This is a genomic window from Actinomadura scrupuli (assembly GCF_050971785.1).
Classification (GTDB): Bacteria; Actinomycetota; Actinomycetes; order Streptosporangiales; family Streptosporangiaceae; genus Actinomadura_E; species Actinomadura_E scrupuli.
This window is the reverse complement of record NZ_JBPCCU010000003.1, coordinates 136,213-158,620: the sequence shown is the minus strand read 5'-3', so window position 1 is coordinate 158,620 and position 22,408 is coordinate 136,213. Positions and strand designations below refer to the sequence as shown.

Genomic DNA, 22,408 nt, shown 5'->3' with positions numbered 1-22,408 from the left:
GGGATGGCCGAAAAGACGCGCGAGCTCGTGAAGGGAGAGGGCGATGGCGACGGCGGTAGGCATCGATCTGGGCACGACGAACTCCGTGATCGCGACGACCCCGACGCTTGTCGTAATCGATCAGCTCCAGGTCGTCACCTGGCCATCGGGCGCGGCGCCGGCTCCCGTACGCAGATGGGTGGACCATGCGCTGGCCGCATGAGATCTGCGAGACGCCGGACCCGCTGGGGGCCTACCCGCGATTGAGCGACGCGCAACTGCAGGCGCTGGCCTCGCACGGCGAGCGGCGCCGGGTCCACCGGGATGAGGTCCTGTACATGGAGGGCCTTGTGTCCACCGAATTCTTCGCGGTCCTGACCGGCAAGGTGGCGACGGTCGAGGGATTCGGGGCGGACGACCAGGTGATCGGTGTCCATGGGGCAGGCCGGTTCCTGGGCGAGCTCAACGTGCTCACCGGACAGGTGTGCTTCGCCACCGGCGTGGTGGCCGAGGACGGCGAGGTCCTCGCCGTGCCGGCGGACGCGCTCCGCCGTCTGGTCGCCGAGGATCCGGCACTCGGTGACCTCATCCTGAGGGCCTACCTCATCCGCCGCACGATGCTCATCGGACTGGGGGCGGGTTTCCGCATCATCGGCTCCCGCTTCTCGGCCGACTCCCGGCGGCTGCGGGAGTTCGCGGCACGCAACCGGCTACCTCACCGGTGGATCGACCTGGAGCGGGACGAGGAGGCAGAGCGGTTCCTGCGGAGCATGGGCGTCACCCCGGAGGAGACCCCCGTCGTGATCTGGCGTAGCGAGACGGTGCTCCGCAATCCGAGCAACGCGGAGCTGGCCAAGGCGATCGGGCTCTCCGTACCACGGGTACAGGAGACCCGATGCGATCTGCTCGTCATCGGTGCCGGGCCGGCGGGGCTGGCGGCGGCGGTCTACGGGGCATCGGAGGGCCTCGCGACGATGGTCCTGGACAATGTCGCGACGGGCGGCCAGGCAGGCACCTCCTCGCGGATCGAGAACTACCTCGGCTTCCCGTCCGGCATCTCCGGCGGCGAACTGGCGGAGCGGGCGGCGATCCAGGCCGGCAAGTTCGGCGCGCGTTTCGGCGTCCCCGCACAGGCATGCGGACTGGTCCCGAACGTGGGCGATCACATCGTCACCGTCGGGGAGGGTGGCACGATCCACGCGCGCACCCTGATCATCGCAACCGGCGTCCGCTACCGCAGGCTCGACGTCCGGAACCTGGAAAAGTTCGAGCCCACGAGCGTCTACTACGCGGCGACCATGTTCGAAGCCCAGATGTGCGAGCGCGACCCGATCGTCGTCGTGGGCGGAGGCAACTCGGCCGGCCAGGCCGCCCTATTCCTGGCCCGGCACGCCGCCTGCGTCCGGCTGCTCGTACGGGAGGACGCGCTGTCCAGAAACATGTCCCGCTACCTGGCAGTCGAGATCGAACGGCACTCCAGGATCAAGATCATGCTGAACACCGAGGTCCGGGAGCTGATGGGGGAAGAGAGGCTCGCCGCGGTCATCTCCGAGAACAACGTCACCGGCGAGCGTTCCGCGATCGAGGCCCGCGCGATGTTCATCTTCATCGGCGCGGAGCCGTACACCGCTTGGCTGCCCGAAGAGATCGCGCTCGACCCGCGGGGCTACATACTGACCGGCGCGGACGCCACCCGATCTGGCAAGGAAGGCACGCCCGACTCCGTCGGCCGGCCGTTCCCGCTGGAGACGAGCAGGGCGGGCGTGTTCGCGGCCGGGGACGTGCGGAGCGGATCGGTCAAGCGGGTGGCCGCGGCGGTCGGCGAAGGCGCCATGGCCGTACGGCTGATCCACGACTACCTCCAGGCTGGAGAGTGACTCCGGGCCGGAAGGAAGGGGGACTCCATGGTTCTCATGGCGGTGTCGAGATTCGAACGCTTCTTCCGCAGCGCCGCGGGTGTCGACGTCGACAAGAACGACCTCCGGCGCTACAGCGACTTCGTGAACGACAAGGTCTACGACCTTCTGGTGATCGGCCAGGCCCACGCCAAGGCGAACCGTCGCGACATCATCGAACCCTCGGATCTACCCGTCACCAAGGGCCTCCAGGAGAGCATCCACCGGTTCCGCCTCCTCGATGAGGACATCGAGCTGAAACCCGTACTGGAACAGCTCGCCACGCTGCCTCCGCTCGACCTTTCGATGGGCGAGGAGACCGTCGGCCGCCTGCCCGAGATCGTCGGCGGCCTGTCAGTGGCCCTGGCTCAGACTTTCAAGATCGTGGATCCGGACGTGAAGAACCCCGCGACTGAGCAGTGGGAGCGCACGATACGTGTCTTCGACCTGCTGCTGTGAGGCGGTCGACTCAACTCGCCCAGGTGGAGGCGGGCGCCTCGGTCGTGATCTACGGGGCGGGGCCCGTCGGGCTGGACCAAGGTCTCATCCATCCGGGCGAGCTCAGCCGGTACGGGACGCCCGGACCACCGCCGCGAGTGCGCACGCCATCTCGGCGGTGGTCCGGGTGAAGGCCGGCCGCCGAGATGGCGCGTCCGTCGCCGGAAGAGTCTCTACCGAGAGGGTGATTACCATGGGCGACGCTCGCGCGGTCAAGGACAAGCTGCTCGAGGCCTTCAACGCTCACGATCTGAATCGTGTTGTTCAGTGCCACAGCCGGGACGGGGTCCTGGTGACCCCGGCGGGCGTCGCGGAAGGGCACGACCAGCTCGCCTCGTTCTTCGAGGAGATCTTCAAAGGGTTTCCGGACCTGCGCATGACGGTCTGGCACACGGTGTTCTGCGCCGATCCCGCGGTGACCGAATGGATGCTCACCGGCACGCATAACGGGCCTTTGATGCTGCCCGGCGGGGGTGTGCTGGACGGAGCCGGCCGTCCCGTCGCCGTGCGCGGCACCAGCACCTGCTCCGTCGGTAACGACAAGATCATCACTCATCGGATCTACTACGACCAATTGGAGCTGTACAGCCAGCTTGGTGGCGAACTCGTCTTCGGCGATCGCTCATCATCCGCAGGCGAGGAACGGCCTTCACCCGGCGACTGAGGATAGTGCCGTCTCAGCGAACACCGAGTCCTGCACCCAATTCAAGGCCAGGTAGGACTGTTCCATCACTGCGGGGTAGATGTCGCGTTCGCCGCCGACGTGTCCTCGGGCCGGGGCGGCAATGGGAACCGCAGGAAGGCGGCCACGCCCTCCTTGCGCAGGTCCGTGTCGGCCTCGTGTGCTCCACCGATCCGCCCTCGTCGATCACGGTCTCGGCGAGTTCGTCCAGGACGTCCGGTGTGGGCGTCGAAGGCGAGGATGTTGTCGATCATGTCGGTCTCCTGCCGGATTCCGCGCGCTCCTCGCTCCGCACATCCCCCGACCAAGGGGAATCGATGCTCCGAAAGCGCTACCGGGAAACGCCGGCGATCACTGAGTCAGTCCGCATTCCTACCGCTTCCCGGGGATTCTTGGGCGCGACGGGCCGCCGGGCACAATGGCGGAGGCTCCCCCGACTCGTACGAGGGGATTCGCCACCTCGGCCTCCGCTACGCGAGGTACCGGTGGTCGAATCGCTCCCTTGACATTCTGTGCCGTAATAGCGCATGAACCGGCAAATGAACCTTTGCCGCACGTCCGGTTTGCACGTTTAGCCCGATTGGCAGGGTTACGAGCGAGTTTGGGCTCTTGCGAGCCTGTGAGGCTGGTCCGCGCCACGGGAGAACCGCGCGAGTGACCGAGGGCCCATCGCAGCCTGACATAGGAGGATCTCATGAAGGCTCTCGTGTACGAAGGCCCGCGCGAAGTGCGCGTCGAGGATCGGCCCGACGCCAAGATCGAGCGGCACACCGACATCCTCGTCAAGGTCACCTCGACCAACATCTGCGGATCCGACCTGCACATGTACGAAGGTCGCACCGACATGGAGACCGGCCGGGTACTCGGCCACGAGAACCTGGGCGAGGTGGTCGAGGTCGGCTCCGCGGTCGACCGCGTGCGGGTCGGGGATCTGGTGAGCCTGCCGTTCAACATCAGCTGCGGGTTCTGCCGCAACTGCGAGCGGGGGCTCACCGCGTTCTGCCTGACCACACCGGACGATCCGCACATGGCCGGGGCCGCCTACGGCTTCGCCGACATGGGGCCCTACGAGGGCGGCCAGGCCGAGTTCCTGCGCGTGCCCTACGGCGACTTCAACGCCCTGGTCCTGCCGCAGGAGGCATGGGAGAAGCAGACCGACTACGTGATGCTCTCCGACATCTTCCCCACCGGCTGGCACTGCACCGAACTGGCGGGCCTGCAACCCGGTGAGACCGTCGTCATCTTCGGCGCGGGCCCGGTCGGCCTGATGGCCGCCCTGTCGGCGAGCCTCAAGGCCGCCTCCAAGATCATGATTGTCGATCGCCACCCGGACCGGCTCGCCCTCGCCGAGCAGATCGGCGCCATCCCGATCGACGACTCCAAGGTCTCACCCATCGACGCGGTGATGGAGGAGACGAACGGTCTCGGCGCCGACCGGGGCTGTGAATGCGTGGGCTACCAGGCCCACGACCCGCAGGGCAACGAGCACCCCAACATGACGTTGAACAACCTTGTCCAATCCGTCAGGTTCACCGGCTCCATCGGAGTCGTCGGCGTCTTCGTCCCCCGGGATCCACAGAGCCCGGACCCCTTGTACAAGGAGGGTGACGTCGCTTTCGACTACGGCGCCTACTGGTTCAAGGGCCAGAGCATGGGCACCGGCCAGTGCAACGTGAAGGCCTACAACCGGCAACTGTGCGCGCTCATCCAGCAGGGCAAGGCCAAGCCATCGTGGATCGTCTCCCACGAATTGCCGCTGCTCCAGGCCCCGGAGGGCTACCAGCACTTCGACAACCGCGACAACGGCTGGACGAAGGTCGTCCTGCACCCCGACGGATCCCGCTGACCCCACCCGCCGAGGACAGATGGGCAGGGTGCCGCCCGCCACGCTCTGTGCGTGCACTGGCCGCGCCCTCGCCCATCGCCGGAGTCCGCACGCGATGTCCGGCCTTGTTACCCCCGCACGCGCGCAGGCCCCCGCCGATCGGCTGCTCACCGGCCTGACGGCCGCCCTGCGGGAGTTCAACGCCTGCCGGTACGGGCGGCTCAGCGGGGCACTTCCGTACTCGATCTCCGTCGGGCATGCCGCCACGCCGCCGCCCCCCAGGGTGTCGGCGCGGTGCTCGCCGAGCTCTCCACCTTGGTGACCCGGACACCCTCGTCAAACTCGACGACTACGACCAGGAGCTCGGGCGGAGGCCGCTGGCCGGGCTCACCTGTTCGCCGCCGCGGCCGGCGACCTCGTGCTGGTGGCCGAGGCCGTCCTGAATCGGGCGGTACTGGCCTGTGCAGCGGACGGCACACCCAGGGCCTCCCACATCGCCTTGCCGACCGCCGACCACCCTGACCTTCACCCGACCTGCGGCGGGCGGCCGCACGCGGACTGCTTTTCAATCGGCTGACACGGCCACGTGGTGGGCCCGGGGGTGCGCCCGCCGGCAGGAGTGGCGCGCCCGGCCGGGGGTAGGGCACCCCCCGAGAGCTGGGGGGCTGCCATGAGCTGCGTGCACATCAACGAATCCGGCGATCCGCCGCCGCGCACACCCGAGGGCTGTGAGGAGTGTCTGGCGCTGGGCATGCCCTGGGTCCATCTGCGCAAGTGCCTGGCCTGCGGGCACATCGGGTGCTGCGACTCCTCGCCCGGCAGGCACGCCACCGCGCACTTCATCGCCACGACGACCCATCCGGTGGTGCGTTCCTTCGAACCCGGTGAGGACTGGCGGTGGTGCTACGCGGATCAGGTGGCCGGTTGAGCGCCGCCCGGGCCCGCCGTCCAGGGGCCCGCCGTGACGTGGCCGTACGGCCGCGGTGGCCCGTGCCACGTGGTCTAGGTCGCCCATTACGCGGCCGTCATGGCCGGCCGAGCCGGTCGTAGTGTCCGACGCCTCCATGAAGGTCTCTCTGAGGGCTTCGGCGATGGCGCGGCAGGCAGCGACAGTTCCGACGAAAGCGGCACCAACGGCTTAGCCCACGAGTTCGACAACACACGGGCCGCCCCGGATCGCTCTTGCGGAACCCCAGTTCAGGCAGCAGTGCTGTGTAGGCGTCGGCGACGACGTCGCCCAGCATGGTGAACGCCTCGATCGTGGCGACCTGGGCCTTGGCCGCGAGCAGGCGGGGCCGCTCGTAGCAAGCTCGCCACGGATGGCGCTCCCGGCGGCCCGTCGGTGAACCGCTCGGGCCGCGCGTCGAAGTCGATGACGCCGTACAGCGCCGGCAGGCGCGTCTTCTGCTAGGCGACCTTGTCCCGGAGTTCTCGCCAGCCTCCGGCCTGTACCGCTCGGAAACTGGGTTTCGTGCTGTGAGCTGGGGTTTTACTATCGGATCAGTGCCGTGGCTGCGATCATCTCAGCGTGGTGCTGTCGCTGTTGTATCGGTTGGTCCGGAGCGTGAGATTCGTCCGGCGTAGACGCGTCGTCACAGGCATGATCAGCGAGTACCGCTACGCCGCATAGTCCCAGCTCAGACCACATAACTCAATAATCGAGCGGGACACCATGTGTCCACGCTACGAGGGGAAGCTCAGGCCAGCGACTTCCGATTCCAGCACCCGAGGTGACGACAGCGCCGCCGCGCGGATCGGACGGGCTGGTCGGCTTGGCGCAGTGGTTCTGGATGACCAACTGGGACAACCACCACGACCGCGTCCAAGCCGGTGGAGTGTGGGCGGAGGTGACCGCTCAACCCACGAGGCTAACGATCAGCCCCTTGTCGCCCAGTTGGTCACCCTGCAGCACGAATCCCGCCGCATGTCAGCGCCCCTTGGAGCCATCGACGTTGATGCCCCTCTTGGGCGCCTTCGGGAGGCACACCCTGTCCTGTTTCTCGAAGCGGCGCTTGGGGCCGCCGGTCAGCCGAGGGGGAAGCTTGAAGATCCCGTCCGGAGCGGGATCTGGCCAGTCGGGGAGGCCCTGCTGGCGCATGCAGGCGGCGTAGTCCCTCAGCTTCACCAGGTCCTGGGGAGAGACGGGTGGCGGGGCCTCCTTCGGGTTCGCCAGTTTCCAGCGGTCGACGATGGCATCGCAGGCGGGCGTCTTCGGTTGCCGTTCGGCCGACAGCGGGAAGTCCCAGTTCCCCCTCGAGTCCACGATGGGGTCCGGGAAGTTGGGCGCGCCATGCGCCCGGGCGCACCGGGCGACCTGCAACATCATCGCGTGTACGTCGACGCTGGGAGTGGGAGTGGGAGTGGCCGCCTGCTTGCCACCACTACAGCCGGCCACCAGGGCCAATACCGCCATCGCGGTGAGAATCTGCTGAGGCTTCATGCCCCCAAACTCCTGGACGGCCCGTTTCGGGACATCCCCCAAAGGACTCCCAGGGGCCTTGTCCTTTGGGGGAAGCACCTGTCGTGCCACCGCACAGGCTCCGCTGGAAGGTCGGGAAGTCCCCGAACGCGTTGCCGGACACTGATCACGACCAAATCGACGCTGACCTGCGGAAACGCTACCGAACGGCCAGCCCTGTGATCGTACGGCCGATGACGAGGCGCTGGATCTCGCTGGTGCCCTCGAAGATCGTGAAAATCTTCGAGTCGCGGTGCATGCGCTCGACCGGGTAGTCGCGGGTGTAGCCGTTGCCGCCGAGGATCTGGATGGCCTCCTCGGTGACGCGCACCGCGGTCTCGCTGGCCGCCAGCTTGGCCATGGACCCTTCGGCGGCGGTGAAGTCCTTGCCCATCCGGGCCATCCAGGCGGCCCGCCACACCAGCAGCCGGGCGGCGTCGATCTGGGTCTTCATGTCGGCGAGCTTGAAGGCGATGGCCTGGAAGTCACCGATCTTCTTGCCGAACTGCTCCCGCTCGCGGGCGTACTCCAGCGCGTAGTCGTAGGCCGCGCGGGCCACGCCGAGGGCCATGGCGCCGACCGTCGGGCGGGTGGCCTCGAAGGTCTTCATCGCCGCCTGGCCGCCCGCGCGGCCGCCCTCGCGGACCTTGGCGATCCGGGCGTCGAACTTCTCCTTGCCGCCGATCAGCAGCCGCCCGGGAATCCGCACGTCGTCCAGGATGACCTCGGCGGTGTGCGACGCGCGGATGCCGTGCTTGCGGAACTTCTGCCCCTGGGAGAAGCCCGGTGTGTTCGGCGGGATGATGAAGCTGGCCTGGCCGCGGCTGCCCAGGTCGGAGTGGACCGAGGCGACGACCACGTGGACGTCGGCGATGCCGCCGTTGGTCACCCAGGTCTTGGTGCCGTTGAGCACCCACTCGTCGGTGGCCTCGTCGTAGACGGCGCGGGTCCGGATGGAGCCGACGTCGCTGCCCGCTCCGGGCTCGGAGGCGCAGAAGGCGCCCAGCCGTACGTCGTCGGCCGTGCCGAACATCTGCGGTATCCACTCGCTGATCTGCTCGGGTGTGCCGGTGGCCGCCAGCGAGGCGGCGGCCAGCCCGGTGCCGACGATCGACAGCCCGATGCCGGCGTCGCCCCAGAACAGTTCCTCGAAGGTCACCGGGATGCCGAGCCCGGTGTCCTCGAAGGACTGGCTGGCAAAGAAGTCGAGCGAGTAAAGCCCGATCTTGGAAGCCTCCTGGATGATGGGCCAGGGGGTCTCCTCGCGCTCGTCCCACTCCTCGGCGGCGGGCCGGATCACGTCCTTGGCGAACTCATGCACCCAGCTCTGGGCATCGCGCACGTCCTCGGACAGTTCCAGCGAGAATCCCGCCGTCGCCTCGTCACTCATGTGTCTGCGGTCCTTCCTCGGCGTTCACGGCCGGCCCCGTGCCCGGTCCGTGCGCCACAGTGGTCTCTAGCGCGGGTGTTACCAACGGTAGCAGGGTCGTCATTACCCCGGGGTAACTCCGTGGCAGGCGTCACAGAAGGGACACCTGAACCCGGAAAGACGACCGCCGTGGTCACGCGCCGGTGAGACCGGTGCGTGACCACGGCGGTGCCGGAGCGCCGATGCGGCGTCGGATACCGGGGAGGTGTCAGGGAAGCAGCGAGCGCCGGGCCGCGTAGTCGGGGATCTCGATCATGGGCTGCCGCTCGGCCACCTGGACGTCCCTCACCCGCACGTCGTGGCCGTCACCGACCCGGCGGAACTGGGTCAGGGCGGTCGCCGGCGCCTCCAGCGGCAGCATCCGCCCGTGCCGCTGGAGCCGGGACCAGGCGGTGAGCATGATCTGGCTGGACATGGCGCCGAGGGCCTCGGTGGACTGGTGGGAGTGCACCCTGCGGCCGAGGTCGACCTGGGCGAGGCCGTCGAGGCCCACGGTCTCGAGCATGTCGAGCAGCAGCCCGAGCTCGACGCCGTACCCGGTGACGAAGGGCAGCCGCTCCAGCAGGGAACGGCGGCCGGCGTACTCCCCGCCGAGCGGTTGCATGACCCCCGCCAGCTGCGGCCAGTGCAGGTTGATCAGGGGCCTGGCGACCAGCTCGGTGACCCTGCCGCCGCCGCCCTCGGTCCCGCCGGACGGGGAGATCAGCGGGCGGTCGTAACAGCCCTTGACGTAGCCGATCTCGGGGTCGGTGAGCAGCGGGCCGAGCAGCCCGCTGACGAAGTCGGGCGAGAAGTTGGACAGGTCCGCGTCGATGAAAACGATCAGATCGCCGGTGGTGACCGCGAGGGACTTCCACAGCGCCTCGCCCTTGCCGGACAGCCGTGGCAACCCGGGCAGCACCGCGTCCTGGGTGAAGACCTCGGCGCCCGCGGCGGTGGCGACCGCCGCGGTGTCGTCGGTGGAACAGGAGTCGATGACCACGATCTCGTCGACCAGCGGCACCCGCTCCACGAGTTCCGTCCGGATCGCGGTCACGATGGTGCCGACGGTCTCACGCTCGTTCAGAGCCGGCAGGACGACGCTGACGCGGGTCGCGCCCTTCGCCGCCAGCAGTTTCTCCACAGGCCAGTCGGCCGTCCTACTCGTACGCCGGTCCAACCACATCGCGACTTCAGCCAGCACCTGCACTCCCCTCGGCGCGAACCAGTGCCCCTCGAAGGACACTGCCGTCCTTATGAAACGCTGCTTCGTCGCAGATGATTCACCGACAGGACGTAAGGAAATCGCTTGACCCAAGAACTTAACGTGGCCACAACACACCGTTCACACCGAGACCGGCACCGGGGTGAAATCGGTCATTCGGCGGCGTGTTTGTCGAGGAAGGTATAGACGTCGGCCTCGTCCACGCCGGGGAACGCGCCGGGCGGCAGCACCGACAGCACGTGTGAGTGGGCCCGGGCGGAGGGCCAGGCCATGCCCTCCCAGCGCTGCGCCAGCTCGGCCGGGGGCCGCTGGCAGCAGTCGCCGTCCGGGCAGGCGGACTTGACCCGGTTGGTGGTCTCACGGCCGCGGAACCAGCGGGAATGCTCGAAGGGCACGCCGAGGGTGATCGCGAAGTCCCGCTCGTGGCTGGGGTCGATGTGGGACAGGCACCAGTACGTCCCCTGGGGCGTGTCGGTGTACTGGTAGAAGACCGAGAAGCGGTCGCGGCTGACGAAGACCCGGCGGCCACCCCACTGCCGGCACATCCGCTGGCCCTCGATGGCGCCGTGCTCGTCGGCCGGGAAGGCCAGCCCGTCGTTGGCGTACGCCTTGTAGATCGTCCCGCTCTCGTCGTTCTTGGTGAAGTGCACCGGCAGGTCGAGATGGTGGGTGGCGAGGTTGGTGAAGCGGTGGGCCGCCATCTCGTACGAGACCGAGAAGACGTCGGCCAGGTCCTCCACCGACAGCTCCCGGTTGGCCTTGGCCTCCAGCAGGAAGGGCACGACGGTCGGCGCGGGGATCAGCATCGCGGCGGCGAAGTAGTTGGCCTCCACCCGCTGCCGGAGGAAGTCGGCGAAGTCGCGGGGGACGTCGTGGTCCATGGCGATGTGGCCGAGGGTCTGCAGCAGGATGGTGCGCGGCGTGTGCATGCCGAGCTGCTCGCGTTCGAGGTAGATCCTCCGGTGCCGCATGTCGGTGATCGAGCGCACCGACCGGGGCAGGTCCTGGACGTAACGCAGCGTGAAGCCGAAGTGACCGACCAGGGACATCAGCATGCCCTGCGACAGCGCGCCGTTGCGGTAGCCGATCGCCTCCAGGGTCTGTGCGGCGATCTCCTCGATCTCACCGAAGTAGTTGCCCCGCTCGTGCATCTGACGGCGTAGCTCGGCGTTGGCCTTCCGGGCCTCCTCCGGGCTCGCGGTGGGCTTGGTCCGGCTGCGCCGCAGCTCTTCGTAGAGCGCGAGCAGGTGCTCGATCACGTCGTTGGGCATGCGTTTACTGACCCGCAGGTGCGGCATGCCCAGGGACCTGTACAGCGGATCGCGCTGGGCCTCCTCCAGGGCGATCTCCAGCTGGGCCCGGCGGCTCGGCGGCTGTTTGCGCAGAAGTTCCTCCACCGGAACCTCCAGCGCCGCCGCCAGGGACTGCAGCAGGGAGAGCTTGGGCTCGCGCCGCCCGTTCTCCAGCAGGGACAGCTGGGACGGCGCCCGGCCGACCCGTTCCCCCAGGTCGGAGAGGGTGAGGCCACGGCTGCGCCGGAGATGCCGCAGCCGCTGGCCGAACGTTACGAGATCAACGTCAGCCGTCAACATGAGGGGTTCTTCTGCCCGCAAGGTCGCCACAGGTTGATGTTAGCGGAAATATCGCAGATCTTCTTGTTACCCACGAGTTCAGTTAGTGCCTCGTAGCGGACAGACTCATAGACAAGCACCCAGGGGACGACACAGAAGGGCAAGACCATGAGCGACAGTCGCCTCAAGGGCGCCGCGGAAGAGCTGCAGCGCCAGTGGGAGAATGACCCCCGGTGGACCGGCATCGAGCGGACCTACACGGCCGAGGATGTCATCAGGCTGCGGGGCTCGGTGCAGGAGGAGCACACCCTCGCCCGCCTCGGCGCGGAGCGGCTCTGGGACCTGCTGCACGAGGAGGACTACGTCAACGCGCTCGGCGCGCTGACCGGCAACCAGGCCGTGCAGCAGGTCAAGGCCGGTCTCAAGGCCATCTACCTGTCCGGCTGGCAGGTCGCCGGCGACGCCAACCTGGCCGGCCAGACCTACCCGGACCAGAGCATCTACCCCGCCAACTCGGTCCCCGCCGTCGTCCGCCGCATCAACAACGCCCTCCTGCGCGCCGACCAGATCACCTGGTCCGAGGGCGACGAGAACGCCCCGCACTGGCTGGCGCCGATCGTCGCCGACGCCGAGGCCGGTTTCGGTGGTGTGCTCAACGCCTACGAGCTGATGAAAAGCATGATCGCCTCGGGTGCGGCGGGCGTGCACTGGGAGGACCAGCTCGCCTCCGAGAAGAAGTGCGGCCACCTGGGCGGCAAGGTGCTGATCCCGACCGGCCAGCACATCAAGACGCTGAACGCGGCCCGGCTGGCGGCCGACGTCTCGGGCGTCCCGTCCTTGATCATCGCGCGGACCGACGCCGAGGCCGCGACACTGATCACCACGGACGTGGACGAGCGCGACCAGGCCTTCCTCACCGGTGACCGCACCGCCGAGGGCTTCTACCGGGTCCGCAACGGCATCGAGCCCTGCATCGCCCGCGCCCTGGCCTACGCGCCGTACTCCGACCTGATCTGGATGGAGACCGGCACCCCCGACCTGGAGGTGGCGCGCAGGTTCGCCGAGGCGGTCAAGGCCGAGTACCCCGACCAGATGCTGTCCTACAACTGCTCGCCGTCGTTCAACTGGAAGAAGCACCTGGACGACTCGACCATCGCGAAGTTCCAGCGTGAGCTGGGTCACATGGGGTTCAAGTTCCAGTTCATCACGCTGGCCGGCTTCCACGCCCTGAACTACTCGATGTTCGATCTCGCCAACGGCTACGCCGCCGAAGGCATGACCGCCTACGTCGACCTGCAGGAGCGCGAGTTCGCCGCCGAGCCGCGCGGCTACACGGCGACCAAGCACCAGCGTGAGGTCGGTACCGGCTACTTCGACCTGGTCAGCACGGCGATCTCGCCGAATTCCTCCACCACGGCCTACAAGGGCTCCACGGAGGACGAGCAGTTCTCAGCCGCTCACTGAGACACTGCCCGCCCGGCCAGGCGACACACGAAGGCCCTCCCGGACCGTGCCCCGGGAGGGCCTTCGCACGTCCCGGCACGGGCTCCCGGCGGCATGCCCCGGCTCACGTTCGGGCGCATGCCCGCGGCGGACGGGACATTCGCCTGTCCGAAAGTGGGCACGACCATCGACATCCCCCGAAGGTCTCGACAGGGTCGGACATACGTCTCGATCGCTCAACGGAGAGGATCATGAAGATGGCCTTGCGCCCTACTCGCGGCCTGGCCCCGCTGGCCGCCGCTGCCGCCGGCGCGCTGGCGCTGGCGGTCGTGCCCGCGGCCTCCGCCGCCGGCCCAGGCGCCCCCGGCCCAGACGGCTCGGACCGGTTCACCCCGGGCGCGCCAGGGGTCGGCGACTCCTACTTCCCCCTCGAGGGCAACGGCGGCTACGACGTCCGTCACTACGGCATCGACTTCTCCTACGATCCCGCGACCAAGCGCCTCGACGGCACCGCGGTGATCACGGCGAAGGCCACCCAGAACCTGTCCAGCTTCGATCTCGACCTGCAGCAGCTCGACGTCGCCTCGGTCAAGGTCGACGGCCGGCCGGTGATCTTCAGCAGGAACGGCCAGGAACTGGTGATCACCCCCCGTCAGGGGCTCCCCAGAGGGCGGACCTTCGTCGTCACCGTGGCGTACGGGGGCGTCCCCCAGACCATCGTCGGCTCCCCCGTCGTGTTCGGCTCGCCGTACGGCTTCGTGCACACCGACGACGGCGCCTTCATGGGCGACGAGCCGAACGCGGCCTCGACCTGGTTCCCGTCCAGCGATCACCCCAGTGACAAGGCGGCCTTCACCTTCCGCGTCACGGTGCCCAAGGACCTGCAGGTCATGTCGAACGGGCGGCTGATCTCCCAGCGGACGCGGGGCGACCGCGCCACGTTCGTGTGGGACGAGCGGCTCCCGATGGCGACCTATCTGGCCACCGCGGACATCGGCAAGTGGACCATCAAGACCGGCCGGACGCCGGGCGGGATCCCGATGACGGTCGCCGTCGACCCGAAACTGGTCGGCCGGGACCCGGCGCATCCCGACCCGCTCGCCTTCTTCTGGGACACCACCGGCGAGGCCACCGATCTGTGGGCCGAGCGGTACGGGCCGTACCCGTTCGAGTCCACCGGGGCGATCGCCGACCTGGCGACCTACAACGGCAACACCATCGGGTTCTCGCTGGAGACCCAGACCCGGCCGCTGTACTCCGACGTCCGCAACACCGCCACGATCGCGCACGAACTCGCGCACCAGTGGTTCGGCGACTCGCTGACGGTGGCCCGCTGGCGCGACATCTGGCTCAACGAGAGCTTCGCCACCTTCTCGCAGTACTACTGGAACGCCGGGCACAACGGCCGGTCACTGCACGACCAGGCGCTGCTGATCTACAACAGCCATCCGGACACCGACCCCTGGTGGAACGTCAAGATCGCCGACCCGCAGCGGGACACGATGTTCCACAACCGGGTCTACGGTGGCGGCGCCATGGTGCTGCAGTTCCTCCGCGAGAAGATCGGCGACGAGAAGTTCTTCGCGCTGCTGCGCACCTGGGTCGCCCAGCACAGGTACGGGAACGTCACCACGGAGCAGTTCACCGCGCTGGCCTCGAAGATCGCCGGGCAGGACCTCGGCCCGTTCTTCCAGACCTGGATCTACTCGACCGGCAAGCCCCCGCTGCCCTGACAGAAGGCCCGTCCTGACGAACGGCAGGGCCCTCCCCCGCGACGGCCGGGGGAGGGCCCTGCCTTTCCGCCGCGCTTTCTGCCGCGAGCCCTTCACTTCCCCCTGCTCCTCGTGTTGGCTGAGGACCGTTGACCCCCGGGTGCCCGCCGCCCGGGGGTGTTCGGGCGTGCCCGTCCCAGGTACGGAGGGTGACGATTCTCTATCTCCACGTGGCCAGCTACGCCTTCCGGCGCTACTCGACCTACCGGGTGGCGACCCTCTCGGCGATGGTCACCAACACCGTCTTCGGCTTCCTCAAGGCCTCCATCCTCATTGCGCTGTGGGCGTACCGGCCCTCCCTCGGCGGGTACGACGCCACGGACGCGGTGACGTTCTCCTTCGTCGGCCAGGCGCTGATCGGGCCGGTTCAGGTCTTCGGCGGCAGCCTGGAGCTGACCGCGAGGATCCGGTCCGGCGACGTCGCGATCGACCTGCACCGGCCGGTCGACCTCCAGGGCTGGTGGCTCGCCGACGACCTGGGCAGGGCGGCCTACACGCTGGTGTTCCGCGGTGCCCCCACGCTGCTGATCGCCGCCCTCATCTTCCCGCTGCGGCTGCCGGGCCCGCCGGCCTGGGCGGCGTTCCTCGGCTCGGTGCTGCTCGCCGTGCTGGTGAGCTTCGGGATGCGCTATCTGGTCTCGCTGTGCGTCTTCTGGCTGCACGACGAACGCGGCATCCACGCCGTCGCCCTGATCACCACCATGTTCCTCTCCGGGATGATCCTGCCGCTGGTGGTGTTCCCGGGGTGGCTCGGCACACTGGCCCGCGCGCTGCCCTGGGCCGCGATGATCCAGACGCCGGGGGACGTGTTCCTCGGCAAGAGCACCGGTGGCGGCCTGCTCGCCGCGTACGGGTTCCAGGCCGCCTGGGCGGCGGCGCTGCTGTCCGCCGGCCGCCTGCTCACCCGCGCCACCCGCCGCAGGCTGGTGAGCCACGGTGGCTGAGGCGCCGAGGGAGACCGCGCCGGGCGGGCCGGCCGGCACGCCGCTGGGCCGGGAGCTGCGGATCTACCTGCTGCTGGCCTGGACCTGGGTGCGGGCGGCCGCGCAGTACCCCGTCTCGATGATCCTGCTCACGACCGGGACGCTCTTCGTCACCTGCCTGGACCTGGCCGCCATCGCGCTGATCTTCGTGCACACACCGCGGCTGGCCGGCTTCTCCGGCGCCGAGGTGATGTTCCTGTACGGCACCTCCGTCGTCTCGTTCGCGGTCGCCGACATCCTGCTGGGCACCGCCGAACGGCTCGGCCAGCACGTCCGGGAGGGCACGCTGGACGCCATCCTGGTCCGCCCGGTCAGCCCGCTGATCCAGATCGCCACCGAGGACTTCTCGCCCCGGCGGCTGGGCAAGCTCGTCCCGGCCCTCGTGGTGCTGGGCCTGGCCCTGGGCCGGGTGCACGTGACCTGGACCCCGGGCAGGGTGATCATGCTGCCGGTGATGCTGCTGTCCGGAGTGGCGATCTTCGGTGCGCTGTGGGTGCTCACGGCCGCGCTGCAGTTCGTCGTCATCGACGCGCGGGAGGCGATGAACTCGGTCACCTACGGCGGCGGCTTCCTGACGCAGTACCCGCTGAGCGTCTTCGGCCGCGACTTCGTGCGGGCCCTGACCTTCCTGGTCCCGCTGGCCTTCGTCAACTGGCAGCCGGCGCTGTACATACTCGACCGGCCCGATCCGCTGGGACTGCCCGCCGTCCTCCGGTTCGGCTCGCCGCTGGTCGCCGTCCTGCTCTGCGCCGTGGCCGCGCTGGCCTGGCGGGCCGGACTCCGCCGTTACCGATCGACCGGGAGCTGAGACCGTGATCGACGTGCAGGACGTCACCAAGTTCTTCACCGTGCGCAAGCGCACCGGGCGGTTGCGGCGCGTCCGTACCAAGGCCGCGGCGGTGGACGAGATCTCCTTCACCGTGGAACGCGGCGAGTTCGTGGGCTACCTGGGCCCCAACGGGGCCGGCAAGTCGACGACCATCAAGATGCTCACCGGGATCCTCACCCCCTCCAGCGGCCGCGTGCGGGTGGCCGGCCTCGATCCGTCCCGGCAGCGGACGACGCTGGCCCGGCGGATCGGGGTGGTCTTCGGCCAGCGCACCACGCTCTGGTGGGATCTGCCGCTGCGCGACAGCCTCACCCTGATCCGGCACCTGTACCGGATCGACGCCCGGACCCACCGGAGGCGGCTGGCGGAGCTCACCGAACTGCTGGAGCTGGGGACGTTCCTGGAGACACCGGTGCGCCAGCTCAGCCTGGGCCAGCGAATGCGCGGGGACCTGACCGCGGCGCTGCTGCACGACCCGGAGCTCCTCGTGCTGGACGAGCCCACGATCGGGCTCGACGTCGTGAGCAAGGCGACCGTGCGGGGATTCCTCGAAGAGCTCAACGTACGGCGGGAGACCACCATCCTGCTGACCACCCACGACCTGGGGGACATCGAGCGGCTGTGCCGGCGCGTCATGGTCATCGACCACGGGCGGCTCGCCTACGACGGGGACCTGGTCCGGCTGCGCGCGACCATGGCGGCCGACCGGACCCTCATCGTGGACCTGGCCGTGCCCGGCCCGGACATCGACGTGCCCGGCGTCCGGGTCGTACGGCACGAGGGGCCGCGCCAGTGGCTCTCCATCCCGCCGGAGATGAACGCCGCCGCGGTGGTGGCCGCGGTGGCCGCGCGGCACGAGGTACGCGACATCTCACTGCGCGAGCCGGGAATCGAGGAGGTCGTCACCCGCCTGTACGGCGCCTCCCGGCCCGGCGAGGTCACCTCCGGCGGAACCACCCGGCCCTGACCGGCCTGACGACCCCCTCGGCCGGCGCCTGCCCGAGTATTCGCCGACCGAGCGCTTGCTTCATCTAGGCTGAGCCCCTGCGACCGTCGAGGAGGACGACCATGCACGAGGCGATGAACGTTCAGGAGATCTCCGACCGGCTGCTCATCGGGGAGGTGCTGACCCGCTATACCCTCGCGGTCGACACCGGGCAGTGGGATCTGCTGAACGCGGTGTTCACCCCGGACGCCGTCATCGACTACACCTCGGCCGGCGGGGTCAAGGGCGTGCGGGACGAGGTCCGGGGCTGGCTGGCCGAGGTGCTGCCCACCTGGCCGGGGCGCCAGCACTTCATCGGCAACGTCTCGATCAGCGTGGACGGCGACGCGGCCATCGTCACGGCGTCGTTCACCGACACCCTCGCGCCCACCCGGGACGCCGTCTCCGCCGACGCCCCCGGCATCATCCGCGGGGGCGGCTGGTATCACCACCGCATGGTCCGTACGCCGGACGGCTGGCGCAGCCGCGAGCTCGTGGAGGAACAGCTCTGGCGCACCATGCAGTGATCGCTCTCAGTACGGGTCGTACGCCCTGCTCCGGCCTCTGCTCCTGCTGCCGCTCTCCTCCTCGTCGTCCGCACCGCGTCTCCACCGGCCCGGCGCCCAGGTCGGGACGAACAGCGCGAATCCCATGAGGCCGAAGACCCCGTAGCCGAGGAGCACGCGCAACGCGGTGTCGATCTCGCCCGCGGGCGGGAGCCGGTCAGGGACCTTCAGCGCCGTCTTCGGGGTGATCAGGAAACAGGCGGTCCAGCCGATGAAGGCCAGGGCCGGGACGAGGGACACGAAGGGCGAGGCCCAGCGGGCCAGGATGACGATGCCCATCACCAGGCCGACGGCCGCCACCAGAGCGAACGCTCCGTAGAGCCGGGTCCGGTCGGTGATGGTCTGGTTGATCGCGTCATAGGACGCACCGGCCCGGGTATAACCCCACCCGGCACCGTACGCGAGGGCGGGGGTGAGGATCACCCCGAGGATGAGGCCGAACGTGTGGCGCACCGCGAATCACCGTCCCATCGGCGGCCACCCTGGCCGTCCAAGGGGCACGTACTGATACATAACAGGGCGGGCCGCCCGGATCCAGGTTTTAACGAAGTATTGGCCATCTTGCCAGGTGAAGCCGCCGGCCGCTCATATTCCTTCCGCCGCCGCCGGCACGGCGTGAAACACCCCGGAAACCTGGACCCCCTTGTTTTGAACCGGTTTGTACGGGCATCGGGCGGTAAACAGTCTCGACTCACGTCCGGAGGCAGCAATGTCGACCCTCCTTATGGTCGTCGTCGTGGTCGTGGTCGTCGCACTCGTCGCAGGAGCCGGGTACCTCGTCTGGCGCCAGGCCCGCACACAACGACTGCGCCGACAGTTCGGCCCCGAGTACGACCGCGCCATAGACAGCCACCAGAGCCGCCGCGAGGCGGAGCGCGAACTCCAGAACAGAGAGCAGCGCCACCAGGAACTGGACATCCGTCCGCTCGATCCGCAGGCGCGCGAGCGCTACCGGCAGCAGTGGACCCAGGTCCAGGAACACTTCGTCGACGCACCCGAGGCGGCCGTCGAGCAGGGCGACCGGCTCGTCATCGTCGTCATGGGCGAGCGCGGCTACCCCACCGAGAACTTCGACGAGCGCGTCGCCTCCCTTTCGGTGGAACACGGGCGGATGCTCGACCACTACCGGCGAGGCCACGAGATCAGCCTCAGCGCGGGCCGCAAGGAGGCCTCCACCGAGGAACTGCGCCAGGCGATGGTGCACTACCGCGCGCTGTTCGAGGACCTGCTGGCCGTTCCCGCCGAGCACGACGCGACCGCCACACCGGCCGGTCGCACCCAGGCACCCGGTGAGTCGTCGGAGCCGGCCACCCGCGGCCCTGCCACGACCGACCAGGCCGCCGCCGACCGGGTCACCACCGATCGCGCCACCACTGATCGGGCCACCGCCGATCAGGCTCCCGACCATGCCGGCGCCGACCGGGTCGAGACCGGCCGGGGCACGACGGACCGGACCGAGACGGACCGGACCGAGACGGACCGGGTCGAGAGCGACCGGGCCGCCGCCGAGCGGAGCGAGGGCGAGCAGGCCCAGGGCCGGGAGGCCCGTACCGACGCCGTCGCCGCAGACCCCCGCGAGCGGGGCCCCCGCTCCGGGTCGAACTGACCTCTGGGAGCTGAACGATCATGGAGAAGAACTGGTCCTGGGGGCATTCCGACCCCGACACCGACCGTAAGACCGACACGGACCCCGACACCGGCCGCGTCGTCACCGAGGAGGAGCCGCCCGCGGCGGAGGATGACGACTCCCGGCTGTCATCCGACGAGGCTCGCACCGACACCGACACCGACACCGACACCGATGCCGATGCCGATGCCGTCCCGTCCGGGCACGTGGAGGAGGTGCACGAGGACCTGCACGTGGCCGGTACGCCAGGCGACCGGGACGAGGTGCTGGTGCCGCCCGCGCCGGAGGACGACACGACCGCCGACACGACCGGCTCCGACCATGTGTCCGACGACCATGTGTCCGATGACGAGGTGTCCGACGACGAGGTGTCCGACGACGAGGTCTCCGACCACGATGTGTCCGACGACGCGTCCGACCATGTGTCCGACGACCCCGAGCGCGTATCCGCCGGTGCGGCGGAGCCCGCCGAGCCGGGCTACGGGGACGACCTGGTCGAGCCCGGGACCGCCGCGCGCGAGCCCGGTGAGCCCGCCGAGACCGCCGAGCCGGCCGGGTTCACCGAGGCCGCCGGGGACACTCCCGCCGCCGGAGACGCCGCGGTCTCGGACGACACCGCCTCGGAGAACGCGGTCTCGGAGGGCACCTCGGAGGCGGAGGGCACTTCGGCCACGGAGGCCGCCGTTGTCGCCGCGGGCGCCACGGGCACCGCGGCGGAGGCGGCCGGGGAGCGCCCGCCGGCGTCCGACGACGCCAAGGGTGACCGCATCGAGCAGCTGATGGGGCAGGAGGAGGCCGCGGCGTTCAGGGTCCGGTGGCGGGAGGTCCAGTCGGACTTCGTCGACGACCCGGAGGATGCCGTACGGCGCGCCGACGAGCTGGCCTCCGAGGTGCTGAGCGCCCTCATCGAGTCGCTCAACGGGCACAAGCGCACGCTGGACGACCGCTGGCGCGCCGACACGAACAAGTCCGATACCGAGCGGCTCCGGCAGGCGGTGCGCGGTTACCGCGACTTCTTCGAAAGGATGCTGGGCGCCTGACCGCCCGGCCCATGACGGTCCGTCCGTGTCCCTGTCCGCCCACCCGACCCCGCACCCACGGGCGGGCACGGGACACGGACGGCCTGCTGTAGTCCTCCGCCGGCCCGCCTCGAAACCGGCCCTGCAGGAACCCGGCCCGCGCTCTGGCCATCACGGCCGAAGAGCGACAGACTGAACGTCATTCGGTTTTTGTGGTACCCAGGTGGAGGCACAGGTGTCCGACTTCACGATGACCATCGGTGGCGAGAGCGTGACCGCGCCCGGGACGTTCGGGGTGGTCAACCCGGCGACCGGGCAGGTGCACGCACAGGCGCCCGAGTGCTCGCCGGAGCAGCTCGACCAGGCCATGGCGTCCGCCGCGGGCGCGTACCGGGACTGGCGGCGGGACGAGGACGGGCGGCGCAAGGCCCTGCACGAGGCGGCCGACCTGCTCATGTCCCGGGCGGACGAGCTGGCCCCGATCCTCACCGGCGAGCAGGGCAAGCCCCTGCAGGACGCCACCTTCGAGGTAATCGGCGCCGGCATCTGGCTGAAGTACTTCGCCGAGCTGGCGATGCCCCGCGAGATCATCCAGGACGACGACGACGCGCTCGTGGAGGTGGTCCGGCGCCCGATGGGCGTGGTGGCCGCCATCACGCCGTGGAACTTCCCCCTCGTGCTGGCCGCCTGGAAGATCGGTCCCGCGCTGCTGGCCGGAAACACCATGGTGCTCAAGCCCTCGCCGTACACCCCCCTGGCCACCCTCAAGATGGGCGAGCTGCTGGCCGGGGTGCTGCCGCCCGGCGTGCTCAACGTGGTCAGCGGCGGTGACTCCCTCGGCGGCCGGATGACCGCGCACGAGGTCCCCCGCAAGATCAGCTTCACCGGCTCGGTGGCCACCGGCAAGAAGGTCGCCGCCGCCGCCGCGCCCGACCTCAAGCGCGTGACGCTCGAGCTGGGCGGCAACGACCCGGCCATCCTGCTCGACGACGTCGACCCGGCGGCCGTCGCGGAGAAGTTGTTCGCCGGCGCCTTCCAGAACAACGGCCAGGTCTGCTCGGCGATCAAGCGGGTGTACGTTCCCGAGCGCCTGTACGGCGACGTGGTCGAGGCCCTCGCCGCCCAGGCCCGGTCGGTCAAGGTCGGCAACGGCGTGGACGAAGGCGTCCAGTACGGCCCGATCAACAACAGGCCGCAGTACGACCGGGTCTCGGAACTGGTCGCCGACGCGCTGAGCCACGGAGCCCGCGCGGCCGCCGGTGGCAAGCCGATCGACGGGCCGGGCTTCTTCTTCGAGCCGACGATCCTGGCCGACCTCAGCGACGGCAGCCGGATCGTGGACGAGGAGCAGTTCGGCCCCGCCCTGCCGGTCGTCTCCTACACCGACCTCGACGACGCCCTCGACCGGGCGAACGGCACCCACTTCGGGCTGTCCGGCTCGGTCTGGAGCGCCGACCCGGACCGCGCCGCCGCGGTCGCCGAACAGCTCGAGTGCGGTACGGCGTGGGTCAACACCCATCTCGCCCTGAGCCCCAAGCAGCCGTTCGGCGGGTTCAAGTGGAGCGGCATCGGTGTGGAGAACGGCCCGTGGGGTCTCTACGGCTTCACCGAGCTGCAGGTGATGCACCGCTCCAAGCACTGAT

At 69.4% G+C, this 22,408-nt stretch carries 22 protein-coding genes; 16 read left to right on the top strand and 6 right to left on the bottom strand.

All coding sequences use genetic code 11. From position 1 onward, the window contains the following. The first annotated feature begins 43 nt into the window (after nucleotides 1-43). From ACRYCC_RS15095 to ACRYCC_RS15080, 4 genes are all read left to right on the top strand, one after another. On the top strand, nucleotides 44-202 hold the full coding sequence (locus ACRYCC_RS15095; RefSeq protein ID WP_433812470.1) for a hypothetical protein: 159 nt from the start codon (nucleotides 44-46) through the stop codon (nucleotides 200-202). Further along, a complete protein-coding gene (locus ACRYCC_RS15090) occupies nucleotides 186-1,856 on the top strand; it encodes an FAD-dependent oxidoreductase (RefSeq protein ID WP_433812468.1) in 1,671 nt (556 codons plus the stop codon). Before ACRYCC_RS15095 ends, ACRYCC_RS15090 begins: the two co-directional genes overlap by 17 nt. A gap of 27 nt (nucleotides 1,857-1,883) precedes the next feature. Beyond that, the gene (locus ACRYCC_RS15085; protein ID WP_433812466.1) at nucleotides 1,884-2,333 is read left to right on the top strand and encodes a DUF1931 family protein; all 450 of its coding nucleotides are present in this window, start codon (nucleotides 1,884-1,886) and stop codon (nucleotides 2,331-2,333) included. A gap of 232 nt (nucleotides 2,334-2,565) precedes the next feature. After that, nucleotides 2,566-3,036: an ester cyclase gene (locus ACRYCC_RS15080; RefSeq protein ID WP_433812464.1), complete on the top strand. Its 471-nt coding sequence runs from the start codon at nucleotides 2,566-2,568 to the stop codon at nucleotides 3,034-3,036. Nucleotides 3,037-3,101: 65 nt separating this feature from the next. Here ACRYCC_RS15080 and ACRYCC_RS15075 read toward each other — a convergent pair whose 3' ends face one another. Continuing rightward, nucleotides 3,102-3,308 carry a hypothetical protein gene (locus ACRYCC_RS15075; RefSeq protein WP_433812462.1) on the bottom strand — a complete coding sequence of 69 codons (207 nt, stop codon included), beginning with the start codon at nucleotides 3,306-3,308 and terminating at the stop codon, nucleotides 3,102-3,104. Nucleotides 3,309-3,748: 440 nt separating this feature from the next. Between ACRYCC_RS15075 and ACRYCC_RS15070 the strand changes: the two genes are divergently transcribed. The 3 genes from ACRYCC_RS15070 to ACRYCC_RS15060 all read left to right on the top strand — a co-directional run bounded on the left by ACRYCC_RS15070 (nucleotide 3,749) and on the right by ACRYCC_RS15060 (nucleotide 5,807). Beyond that, nucleotides 3,749-4,900 (top strand): glutathione-independent formaldehyde dehydrogenase, encoded by a 1,152-nt coding sequence (locus ACRYCC_RS15070; RefSeq protein ID WP_433812461.1) that lies wholly within the window; start codon nucleotides 3,749-3,751, stop codon nucleotides 4,898-4,900. A gap of 94 nt (nucleotides 4,901-4,994) precedes the next feature. Beyond that, nucleotides 4,995-5,201 (top strand): hypothetical protein, encoded by a 207-nt coding sequence (locus ACRYCC_RS15065; RefSeq protein WP_433812459.1) that lies wholly within the window; start codon nucleotides 4,995-4,997, stop codon nucleotides 5,199-5,201. Nucleotides 5,202-5,549: 348 nt separating this feature from the next. After that, the gene (locus ACRYCC_RS15060; RefSeq protein WP_433812457.1) at nucleotides 5,550-5,807 is read left to right on the top strand and encodes a UBP-type zinc finger domain-containing protein; all 258 of its coding nucleotides are present in this window, start codon (nucleotides 5,550-5,552) and stop codon (nucleotides 5,805-5,807) included. Nucleotides 5,808-6,806: 999 nt separating this feature from the next. Here ACRYCC_RS15060 and ACRYCC_RS15055 read toward each other — a convergent pair. The 4 genes from ACRYCC_RS15055 to ACRYCC_RS15040 all read right to left on the bottom strand — a co-directional run bounded on the left by ACRYCC_RS15055 (nucleotide 6,807) and on the right by ACRYCC_RS15040 (nucleotide 11,559). Continuing rightward, nucleotides 6,807-7,319 (bottom strand): hypothetical protein, encoded by a 513-nt coding sequence (locus ACRYCC_RS15055; RefSeq protein WP_433812455.1) that lies wholly within the window; start codon nucleotides 7,317-7,319, stop codon nucleotides 6,807-6,809. 178 nt (nucleotides 7,320-7,497) lie between these two features. Next, nucleotides 7,498-8,727: an acyl-CoA dehydrogenase family protein gene (locus ACRYCC_RS15050; RefSeq protein ID WP_433812453.1), complete on the bottom strand. Its 1,230-nt coding sequence runs from the start codon at nucleotides 8,725-8,727 to the stop codon at nucleotides 7,498-7,500. Nucleotides 8,728-8,974: 247 nt separating this feature from the next. After that, a complete protein-coding gene (locus tag ACRYCC_RS15045; protein WP_433812452.1) occupies nucleotides 8,975-9,949 on the bottom strand; it encodes a glucosyl-3-phosphoglycerate synthase in 975 nt (324 codons plus the stop codon). 173 nt (nucleotides 9,950-10,122) lie between these two features. Then, nucleotides 10,123-11,559, bottom strand: a complete 1,437-nt coding sequence (locus ACRYCC_RS15040; protein WP_433813888.1) for a helix-turn-helix domain-containing protein — start codon at nucleotides 11,557-11,559, stop codon at nucleotides 10,123-10,125. A gap of 150 nt (nucleotides 11,560-11,709) precedes the next feature. Between ACRYCC_RS15040 and aceA the strand changes: the two genes are divergently transcribed. From aceA to ACRYCC_RS15010, 6 genes are all read left to right on the top strand, one after another. Beyond that, on the top strand, nucleotides 11,710-13,005 hold the full coding sequence (gene aceA, locus ACRYCC_RS15035) for an isocitrate lyase (protein WP_433812451.1): 1,296 nt from the start codon (nucleotides 11,710-11,712) through the stop codon (nucleotides 13,003-13,005). 230 nt (nucleotides 13,006-13,235) lie between these two features. Next, nucleotides 13,236-14,717: a M1 family metallopeptidase gene (locus ACRYCC_RS15030; protein WP_433812449.1), complete on the top strand. Its 1,482-nt coding sequence runs from the start codon at nucleotides 13,236-13,238 to the stop codon at nucleotides 14,715-14,717. A gap of 188 nt (nucleotides 14,718-14,905) precedes the next feature. Beyond that, nucleotides 14,906-15,700 (top strand): ABC transporter permease, encoded by a 795-nt coding sequence (locus ACRYCC_RS15025; protein ID WP_433812448.1) that lies wholly within the window; start codon nucleotides 14,906-14,908, stop codon nucleotides 15,698-15,700. Further along, nucleotides 15,693-16,547, top strand: coding sequence for an ABC transporter permease (locus tag ACRYCC_RS15020; protein ID WP_433812446.1), 855 nt, complete (start codon nucleotides 15,693-15,695; stop codon nucleotides 16,545-16,547). Before ACRYCC_RS15025 ends, ACRYCC_RS15020 begins: the two co-directional genes overlap by 8 nt. Before the next feature lie 4 nt (nucleotides 16,548-16,551). Next, nucleotides 16,552-17,535, top strand: a complete 984-nt coding sequence (locus ACRYCC_RS15015; protein ID WP_433812444.1) for an ABC transporter ATP-binding protein — start codon at nucleotides 16,552-16,554, stop codon at nucleotides 17,533-17,535. 101 nt (nucleotides 17,536-17,636) lie between these two features. Then, nucleotides 17,637-18,080, top strand: coding sequence for a nuclear transport factor 2 family protein (locus ACRYCC_RS15010; protein WP_433812442.1), 444 nt, complete (start codon nucleotides 17,637-17,639; stop codon nucleotides 18,078-18,080). Nucleotides 18,081-18,086: 6 nt separating this feature from the next. Here the strand turns inward: ACRYCC_RS15010 and ACRYCC_RS15005 are convergent, their stop codons facing one another. Then, the gene (locus tag ACRYCC_RS15005) at nucleotides 18,087-18,572 is read right to left on the bottom strand and encodes a hypothetical protein (protein WP_433812440.1); all 486 of its coding nucleotides are present in this window, start codon (nucleotides 18,570-18,572) and stop codon (nucleotides 18,087-18,089) included. A 256-nt stretch (nucleotides 18,573-18,828) separates the two neighbouring features. Between ACRYCC_RS15005 and ACRYCC_RS15000 the strand changes: the two genes are divergently transcribed. The 3 genes from ACRYCC_RS15000 (at nucleotide 18,829) to ACRYCC_RS14990 (ending at nucleotide 22,407) form a co-directional block, all read left to right on the top strand. Next, nucleotides 18,829-19,725: a hypothetical protein gene (locus tag ACRYCC_RS15000; RefSeq protein ID WP_433812439.1), complete on the top strand. Its 897-nt coding sequence runs from the start codon at nucleotides 18,829-18,831 to the stop codon at nucleotides 19,723-19,725. A 20-nt stretch (nucleotides 19,726-19,745) separates the two neighbouring features. Then, nucleotides 19,746-20,786 (top strand): hypothetical protein, encoded by a 1,041-nt coding sequence (locus tag ACRYCC_RS14995; RefSeq protein ID WP_433812437.1) that lies wholly within the window; start codon nucleotides 19,746-19,748, stop codon nucleotides 20,784-20,786. 214 nt (nucleotides 20,787-21,000) lie between these two features. Continuing rightward, the gene (locus ACRYCC_RS14990; protein WP_433812435.1) at nucleotides 21,001-22,407 is read left to right on the top strand and encodes an aldehyde dehydrogenase family protein; all 1,407 of its coding nucleotides are present in this window, start codon (nucleotides 21,001-21,003) and stop codon (nucleotides 22,405-22,407) included. Nucleotide 22,408: the final 1 nt, after the last annotated feature.